This window comes from Egibacteraceae bacterium (genome assembly GCA_040905805.1).
In the GTDB taxonomy this organism is placed as follows: Bacteria; Actinomycetota; Nitriliruptoria; order Euzebyales; family Egibacteraceae; genus DATLGH01.
The window spans coordinates 1-7,247 of sequence record JBBDQS010000057.1 but is presented as its reverse complement, the minus strand read 5'-3'; the positions used below and the strand labels follow the sequence as shown (position 1 = coordinate 7,247).

The 7,247-nt window shown below is 70.0% G+C and carries 8 protein-coding genes; 2 read left to right on the top strand and 6 right to left on the bottom strand.

Annotation, left to right across the window (positions count from 1 at the left end; genetic code table 11):
* Positions 1-120: 120 nt before the first annotated feature.
* The gene (locus tag WD250_07130; GenBank protein MEX2619976.1) at positions 121-279 is read left to right on the top strand and encodes a hypothetical protein; all 159 of its coding nucleotides are present in this window, start codon (positions 121-123) and stop codon (positions 277-279) included.
* A 375-nt stretch (positions 280-654) separates the two neighbouring features.
* Here the strand turns inward: WD250_07130 and WD250_07125 are convergent, their stop codons facing one another.
* From WD250_07125 to WD250_07105, 5 genes are all read right to left on the bottom strand, one after another.
* On the bottom strand, positions 655-1,143 hold the full coding sequence (locus WD250_07125) for a hypothetical protein (GenBank protein MEX2619975.1): 489 nt from the start codon (positions 1,141-1,143) through the stop codon (positions 655-657).
* Positions 1,144-1,146: 3 nt separating this feature from the next.
* Entirely contained in the window at positions 1,147-1,536 is a 390-nt protein-coding gene (locus WD250_07120; GenBank protein ID MEX2619974.1) for a hypothetical protein, read from the bottom strand.
* A 172-nt stretch (positions 1,537-1,708) separates the two neighbouring features.
* Entirely contained in the window at positions 1,709-2,191 is a 483-nt protein-coding gene (gene tadA, locus WD250_07115) for a tRNA adenosine(34) deaminase TadA (protein MEX2619973.1), read from the bottom strand.
* Between the two features lie 236 nt (positions 2,192-2,427).
* Entirely contained in the window at positions 2,428-2,919 is a 492-nt protein-coding gene (locus tag WD250_07110; GenBank protein ID MEX2619972.1) for an Hsp20/alpha crystallin family protein, read from the bottom strand.
* Between the two features lie 194 nt (positions 2,920-3,113).
* The gene (locus tag WD250_07105) at positions 3,114-3,332 is read right to left on the bottom strand and encodes a hypothetical protein (protein ID MEX2619971.1); all 219 of its coding nucleotides are present in this window, start codon (positions 3,330-3,332) and stop codon (positions 3,114-3,116) included.
* A gap of 294 nt (positions 3,333-3,626) precedes the next feature.
* Here WD250_07105 and WD250_07100 point away from each other — a divergent pair, with 294 nt between their 5' ends.
* Positions 3,627-4,436 carry a M23 family metallopeptidase gene (locus tag WD250_07100; protein ID MEX2619970.1) on the top strand — a complete coding sequence of 270 codons (810 nt, stop codon included), beginning with the start codon at positions 3,627-3,629 and terminating at the stop codon, positions 4,434-4,436.
* 91 nt (positions 4,437-4,527) lie between these two features.
* On the opposite strand, the gene WD250_07095 is transcribed toward WD250_07100, so the two are convergent.
* Positions 4,528-6,066: a S1C family serine protease gene (locus WD250_07095; GenBank protein ID MEX2619969.1), complete on the bottom strand. Its 1,539-nt coding sequence runs from the start codon at positions 6,064-6,066 to the stop codon at positions 4,528-4,530.
* Positions 6,067-7,247 lie beyond the last annotated feature (1,181 nt).

Here is a 7,247-nt window from a genome sequence, read left to right as displayed (position 1 = left end):
CGCACCCCCGCCGGTCCCGGCGACTCATCCCCTCGAAGCGAGCGGACCACCGGCGACGCAACTGCGATGCCACCAAGCTCTCCCTTTCGGTTGGGTCGTAACTGTAACTTAGAACTCTTGGTGTTCCAGGACGCGCTGCGCCGCTACTTCGGCGAGCCGGTGTACGAGCCGACCGACGAGGAGCGTCGCTTGCTGGACGAGGCACTCGCCGAGTTGGAGCGGGAACCGGACGCCGGTCGGTCGTGGGACGAGGTCCGGGCTGACATCTGGCCAGGGTGATGGTTCTGGCCCTCGGGCCGGCGGCGGGAGCCGATCTACGCGCGACTCGCGAGTATGACGACGCAGCCGAGGCAGGGCTCATCAGGCGCTTCGCCCAGTCCCTGGACGAACTGTTCGCCCGCCTGGAGGCCTTCCCTCGCAGCGCGCCACCCGTCGCCGGCTACGAGGACGTCCGACGCGCCGTCGTCCGCGGGTTCCCCGACGTCGTCTTCTACCGGCTGCAGCCCGGCCGGATCGACATCCTGAGGATCCTCCACGCGGCTCGATCCGACGCAGCTCAGCCACCCGGGCCCGATCTTCGAAGAACTGCTCGCCAACCACCGGTCGGTGATGGTGCGGGCGCACCGCCACGGGGCTGTGCGCACAACAGCACGGTCAGGTGGCTCGACGGGCGGCGTCAACTCGCCCGCTGAAGTCGCGGGCCGTCAGAATTGGTACCTGTTCTGGCCCCCAGAACGGACCGAGGTCTCCCACATCGCGGTGCTCGGCGACCAGCAGTCGTCCCCTGCGCGCAAGTTCAAGGGGTACTGCGACATGCGGCGCATGCCCTGTTCCTGAATCCGGCGGGTCGTCCTCGACGCCGCCACCGCTCGCGTTCGCCAGTGTCAGCACGGCCATGATGTAGTCATCGATGTCTCGCTGCAGCAGGCCAACGTCATCGGCTAAGGCCGCCTGAACCTGGGTAAGCAGTCCCCGGCTCAGTATGAGCGAGACGTCGCCGTACCGAGGCGCCGAGGCAACAAGGGCCAGGCAGTCCTGCTCGGGGTTGTTCGTGACCGGCGGCACGTCGGGCCAGTCGAGCCAACTTGCGCCGGCGTAGGCGGTCGCGGCGATCAGCAATTGGGCATCGAACACGACCTGCATATGTCAGCGGTCGGCTGGCTGAGTCTCCCGTTCGTGATCAGTCGACTTGAGGAATACGTCGACCTCACTCCGGTCAGCTGGAAGAAGAGCGGGCGAGATGTTGGCAGCGTCCAGCATTGCGGACACACGTTCGCCATGTTGCGTGTTGGGCTGCTGTGCAGTGGCCGCCAGCAGGTCCTGGAGCGCCCCGCGGTCGAGACCGCGTGCCGCGGTGCGGCGATCGCCCTGCGCCTGCAGGCGTGCCAGAGTGTCGAACAGCGCCCGCTCCTCGAAGAGGTCGATCGCTTGGCGGAGCCAAGCGCTTCGGTTTCCGTGGGCATACCGTGAAGCGAGACGCTGGATCCGCTCCTGATCTTCTGCGCCGAGGGAGAAGCCCAAGGTGGGGGAGTTCATGTCAAGACCTCCGGACGTGGCAGCAGTTGCAGAATATCTGCAATTTGGGCCGGGTGCAACCCCGGCTGAGTGGCAGGACAACGGCCAAGTCGTCGCGGACGCATGAGACCTCCAGGCGCCAGCGTGAGCTGTGCGGCGTAGGCGGTTGGGTCTTGAGCTATGTCGGCGGCCCTCAGGCCTCCCTGGCCGGCTGGCGCCCGGGGCGCTTGCCGCGGAAGAACCTGGTGAGGACCGCACCGCACTCGTCGGCCAGGACGCCTGCGGTCACCTCCACCCGGTGGTTGAGACGGGCGTCGCGGGCCACGTCGTACAGCGACCCGACCGCGCCCCCCTTCGGGTCCGTGGCGCCGAAGACCAACGCCGGGAGGCGGGCCAGGACCAGGGCGCCCGCGCACATCGTGCACGGCTCCAGGGTGACATACAGCGTGCAGCCGTCCAGTCGCCACGACCCGAGGCGGGCGGCGGCCTCACGCAGTGCGAGCATCTCCGCGTGCGCGGTCGGGTCCTGGTCGAGCTCTCGACGGTTGTGCGCCTCGGCGATGACCTGCCCCTCGCGCACGACCAGCGCCCCGACCGGGACGTCGCCCGCTGCAGCGCCCTGCCTGGCCTGGCTCAACGCCCGGTCCATCCACACCCTGTGCGTGAGCTGGGCCACGATCCCTCCTCGGTGAGGGCCTCACGGTAGCCGGTCAGCCCTCGTGGTGGTCGCGGCGCCCCCGCCCCACCCGGCACAGCAGGGCATCGCTCTCGCAGGCTCGGGCGATGCACGTCTCGGCTGACCAGGGCGGTCACCGCGTCCGCAAGCGCCGGCGATCAACGCGGTCACGCGGAGGACCGGCGAGCGCACATCGCCGCGCTCGCCGGTCCTGACGCGAACCCGGGATCACACGATCAAGACGAGGTCCCGGCCTCCTGCACGTCGACGGTCTCTCCCGCGCGCTCGGCGCCGTTGGCGGAGCCCACCGGGACGCGGTGCGGGCGCCGTTCCGGCGGGTGCGGGATACGCAGCTCGAGGATGCCGTTGTCGAAGGCCGCCGCGATCTTCGCGGCGTCGGTGCCCTCCGGCAGCGAGAAGCTGCGCTGGAAGCTGCCGATCGGCCGCTCGCGGCGCACCCACTGGTCCTCGGCCACGGCGTCGTCGAGTCGGCGTTCGCCGCTGATGGTCAGCGTGCCCTGGTCCACGGACACGTCCACGTCCTCGCCGGTCATGCCGGGCAGCTCCGCCCGCACGACCAGGCCCTCGTCGGTACGGAAGGCGTCGATCGGTGGTACGAGACCGCCGGCGACCCGGCGGGTCTCCGGGCCGGTGCGCTGGTACAGCTCACCGACGTCGCGTTGCAAGGCCGCGAGCTCGCCCCACGGGTCCCATCGAACCACTGCCATGATGCTCTCTCCTTCATAGAAGCTGAGCCTTATACGCTCATATAATACCGCTGCCTCGTTCCCTTCACAAGCGGTCTCGGGCCCGCTGCCCGCCTTTTCGTGCACCGAGCAGGACAGGGCCCGCCGGCGGATGCGCCGACGGGCGAGCGCTGCGGACGGGGCTGGGGAGCCCTCCGCCCGGGGTCGGGAGGGGCTTAGGAAACTCGGCGCCGCGGCGTCGCCGCCGTGCGGGCCGCCACCGCCCGGTCGATCTCCTCGACCGCCCCGCACGCCGCGTCGATCGCCTCGCGGTCCTGGGTCTCCTCGGCGAGCGCGAGCAGGTGCGCCCGCGCCTGCAGCAGCGCGCCGAGCGGCTGCGAGACCACACAGCAGTCGACGATGAGCTCACGGATGCGCAGGGCCTGCTCGTCCACGACGTCTCCCGGGTCGGCGGTCGGGTGTCGTGGCCGACTGTGCCACAGGCATGTGACACGTCGATGGAAGCCGACCGCCAGCCCTCGCGCGAGGGAAAATGTTCCTGTGCACCAGCCCAAACCGAGCCCTACCGTGGTGCCGAATCGTTGATCCGCATATAGGTGTGACGGGCCGATCCCCTTGTGGGGGAGCGCTTCTTTGGCCTGCGCCCACGCGCCACCTCCTCCGAGGTGGGGCGTGACCATGCGTGCCCGCCGCCAGCGCCTGCGTGCGCCGAGAAAGGTGCCCCCCGTATGCCCGAGACCTCCCTGTCGCAGCGGGAGCGCCTTCGTCAACGGTGTGCCCTGCTGCTCGTCGCGATCACCATTGCGGTCCTCGCCCTGGTGGCGGCCGGGGGTCCGGCGGTGGCAACGCTCTCGCTGATCGGCCCGTCCCAGCCGTTCGCCCCCATGTCCACGGTGCTCGGGGTGGCGGCGAGCGCGGCCGATGCGGCAGCGGTCTCGGCCGCCTGGGCGCTGCCCGACCGCAGCGACCTCGCACCCAGTCGCGCACAGAGGTTCGCGGCGCCGCAGGTGTTCGCCCACGCGTCCGGTGTGCCGCTGCTCACCCCGAGCGGCCAGGCGGCCGTCGTCGGCTACCACCAAGCGGCCTCGCACAGCGCCGTGCCGTTCGAGCCCCAGGGAGCGCCGTTCACCAACCGCAACGTGCCCCGGTACACACCGCTGCCGGCGTCGCCCGGTCCCGACTACGCCATCCTGGCCGACCGCCGCCGGGGCACGCACCCGACCTCGGCGGTCGACATCGCGGTACCCCACAACACCCCGCTGACCAGCCCGGTCACGGGCACCGTCGTGTCGGTCACCCCCTATCTGCTCTACGGCCGCAGCCCCGACCTCATCGTGACCGTGGTGCCCGAAGGCCGCCCCGACCTGCGCCTGGTGATGATCCACGTCAACGGCAACCTGGTCGAGCCCGGCCAGCGCGTCGTCGCCGGCCAGACCCCAGTGGCCTTGACCGCGATGCAGTTCGGCTTCAACTCCCAGATCGACGAGCTCGCCGGCCCCGGCCCGCACGTCCACATCGAGATGCGCCGCGCCGAGTGACGGGACCGTCGAGGGATCAGGGCCACCACACGGCCCCGATCCTCAACGCAAGCGGCCTGCCACCCATCCCGACCCCGGGACGGTGGTGGAATCAGTTGAGGATGAAGGTCGCCAGCACCCGGTCGAGCGCCTCGAAGTCACGGTCGTCGTTGACCTGGATCTGCACCCCGATCACCGAGCTGCGGTCCTCCGGCACCGCCCCGACGATGACGTAGGTGGCGCCGACGCCGCCGCACTCGGTGAACAGGTCGTACTGACCGGTGTAGAGCGCGTCCTCGTAGGGGAAGCGCCCCGAGTGGGTGCACGGCTGGTCGAAGCCCGCGGAGAGTCGGTCGAGGAACGCGACCTCGTCCCCGGACTGGGCCAGGTCCTGCGACGCGGTGACGATGACCCCGGGGGTGTTCCAGGACGTCTGGAACGACTCGAGGTTGCTGGACGCGCGCACGTCGAAGAACTCGGCCCCGTCTTGGGTGAAGGGGGCGCCATCGACGTCGGACCACTCGACGGGCACCTCCACCGAGATGGAGTCCGTGTCGTCGCTGATGACCACGTAGTCGCTGTAGCCGGGAGCGCCGCCCTCGCCGGGGTCGGCAGCCTCGTCACCGAGCTCCTCGGCGAAGGAGAACCGTGCCTCCAGGGGGTCGCCGTTCAGCTCCCCGGCGAGCACCTCCTCGGTCTCGAAGCGCAACACTTCCACGGCGAGCACGTCTGACGCCGTGCGGCTCCGCAGGATGTCGCAGAAGTCCGACATCGTGCCGTCAGCACCCAGGGTCAACCCCTCCATGGTGGTGACGATGTCGCCGGGCTCGATACCCGCCTCGGCCGCTGCGGAGCCCGAGTCGACCGCCGCCACCCACACGCCGGTCAGGCCCGCGTCGTCGCCGACGGCCTGGCCGTTGATGCCGATCGAATGCACGTTCTCCTGCGCCTGCAGGCGCTCCAGCAACGGCCTGGCGTCCTCCGAGCTGATGGCGAAGTACTGGTTGGCGTCCGTCGCCGCCGCGTAGTTCACCGCGACCACCTGCGCGTCGTCGGTGACCAGCGGGCCGCCGGAGTTGCCGGGGTTGATCGTCGCGTCGTGCTCGATCACCGAGTCCACCGAGGCCCAGTCGGTGTCCCCGTCGGCACTGGCCTTCGACACGATGCCCCGCGTGAGCGTGAACTCCGGGTCACCGAGGGGGTAGCCGGCGGTGTAGACGTCCAGGCCGGTCGTGATGGTGTCGTCGTACCACTCGAGGTAGGGGAAGTCCTCCTCCCCCTCGATCTTGATGACGGCGAGGTCCGAGCACTCCGAGTAGCCGAGCACCCGGCCGTTGCGGGGTTCGTCCTCGCCGTCCAGGTACACCTCCAGCAGGGCGGCACCGGTGACGACGTGGTTGTTGGTGACCACGATGCCGCTCGGGTCCACGATGAAGCCCGAGCCGCTGCCCGCCGTGTTGGCTTGCAGCCCGATCTCGGGGTCCACGAATGTGCCCTCGGCGACGATGCGCACCGTCGCCGCGCGCACGCCCTCCAGGTCGGAGACCGCCGCGGTCGGACCGTCATCCTCCTCCGGGGGCTGGGCAGCCTCCTGCCGGCATGCGACGAGCAAGAGCACACAGAGCGCGCAGAGCGCGAGGACACGCGTCATGGTTTCGTACCCCTTCACCGTCCGTCCCGGCGCACCCGCTGTGCCAACCCGGGAGACCGATTGATCCCACCTTGGTCCCGCGGCCCCCCCGGCCGGTAGGAACGCCCGCAGCGTCCCCTTGCCCTTCCGGAGGAAGCCCACGAACCATCGCACGCCGCACTGCGCGCGTCAACGGTCAGTTGGCCGTTGCGGCCGGCGCCTCGGAGCGCCTCCCCCGACGTAGGGACCGAGCTGCCCGACACTGTGTCCCGTGGTCATCGCACAGCACATCCGCGCGCTCCATGGTCGCGAGGGCAGGCGCGACCGCCCGGCATCCCAATCCACAGGCGGTAGCGACGGCGACGGACTCGCCGACCAGCGCGTCGAGGTGGTCGCGCAGCGCCTGTTGCGCGCGTAGGGAGTGCGCTTCGTGGACGAACCCCCCGATGAACTCGGTGTCCGCCGGTAGCCGGAGAGCTCGGAGCGGGTCGTATGCACACCGAACCGGGCGCCGTACGGTGCAGCGGCGGCCAGCTTCGTGATGCCGTGCGCAAGGTAGGCCGCCATCGGCCGCCGGGCCGGCGGCGGCGTCCTGGCGACGAACACCCGCTCGGCTCGAGGAACGTGGGGAAGCTCTGCTCGAACGCGGCGACGTACCCGAGTCCAGTGACTCGGCCGAGAGCGCACTGCCACGACGGACCCGGAACCGCGGGATGTCGTCGTAATCCGACCAGCCGCCCTCACGAACAAGTTCCAAATCAGGATGCCGGCGGAACGAGTCGATGATGTGCACCACCCAGTCCTGCCGCTCCCCCGTCTCTCCGTCCGGCAGCCATCGCAGGTGCGGACCCAATCGTTCGAGCGCCGCGGCCATAGCCTCCTCTGCTGACCCCCGCGGGATGCTGCCGACCAGATGCGCGAACCGGCTCATCGCTGCCTTTCCCTTCGTGCCATGGGCCCCTCCATCCTCCCAGACCGGCTGGTGGGTTGCCCTGACGGTCAGTGTCGTCCCCTCCCGTCTCCGCGTGACGGTCGCTTGCGCACCGCTGACCCGTCACTAGCCCCAGTGGGGGGTTCTGCGGCCGAGGGCGGCGAACCCGTATCCCTGCGGTCACTCTGCGCGATGTCCCAGGTACGGAACGTATGACACCTACGAGTCGGAGACTGCACTATGAAGACTTCCCGCACCATGATCACGACCG

Excerpts from the sequence above, each read along its gene's own strand:
- WD250_07100 (MEX2619970.1), top strand. The coding sequence starts at position 3,627 with ATGCCCGAGACCTCCCTGTCGCAGCGGGAGCGCCTTCGTCAACGGTGT.
- WD250_07095 (MEX2619969.1), bottom strand. The coding sequence starts at position 6,066 with ATGACGCGTGTCCTCGCGCTCTGCGCGCTCTGTGTGCTCTTGCTCGTC.
- WD250_07110 (MEX2619972.1), bottom strand. The coding sequence starts at position 2,919 with ATGGCAGTGGTTCGATGGGACCCGTGGGGCGAGCTCGCGGCCTTGCAA.
- WD250_07120 (MEX2619974.1), bottom strand. The coding sequence starts at position 1,536 with ATGAACTCCCCCACCTTGGGCTTCTCCCTCGGCGCAGAAGATCAGGAG.
- WD250_07125 (MEX2619975.1), bottom strand. The coding sequence starts at position 1,143 with ATGCAGGTCGTGTTCGATGCCCAATTGCTGATCGCCGCGACCGCCTAC.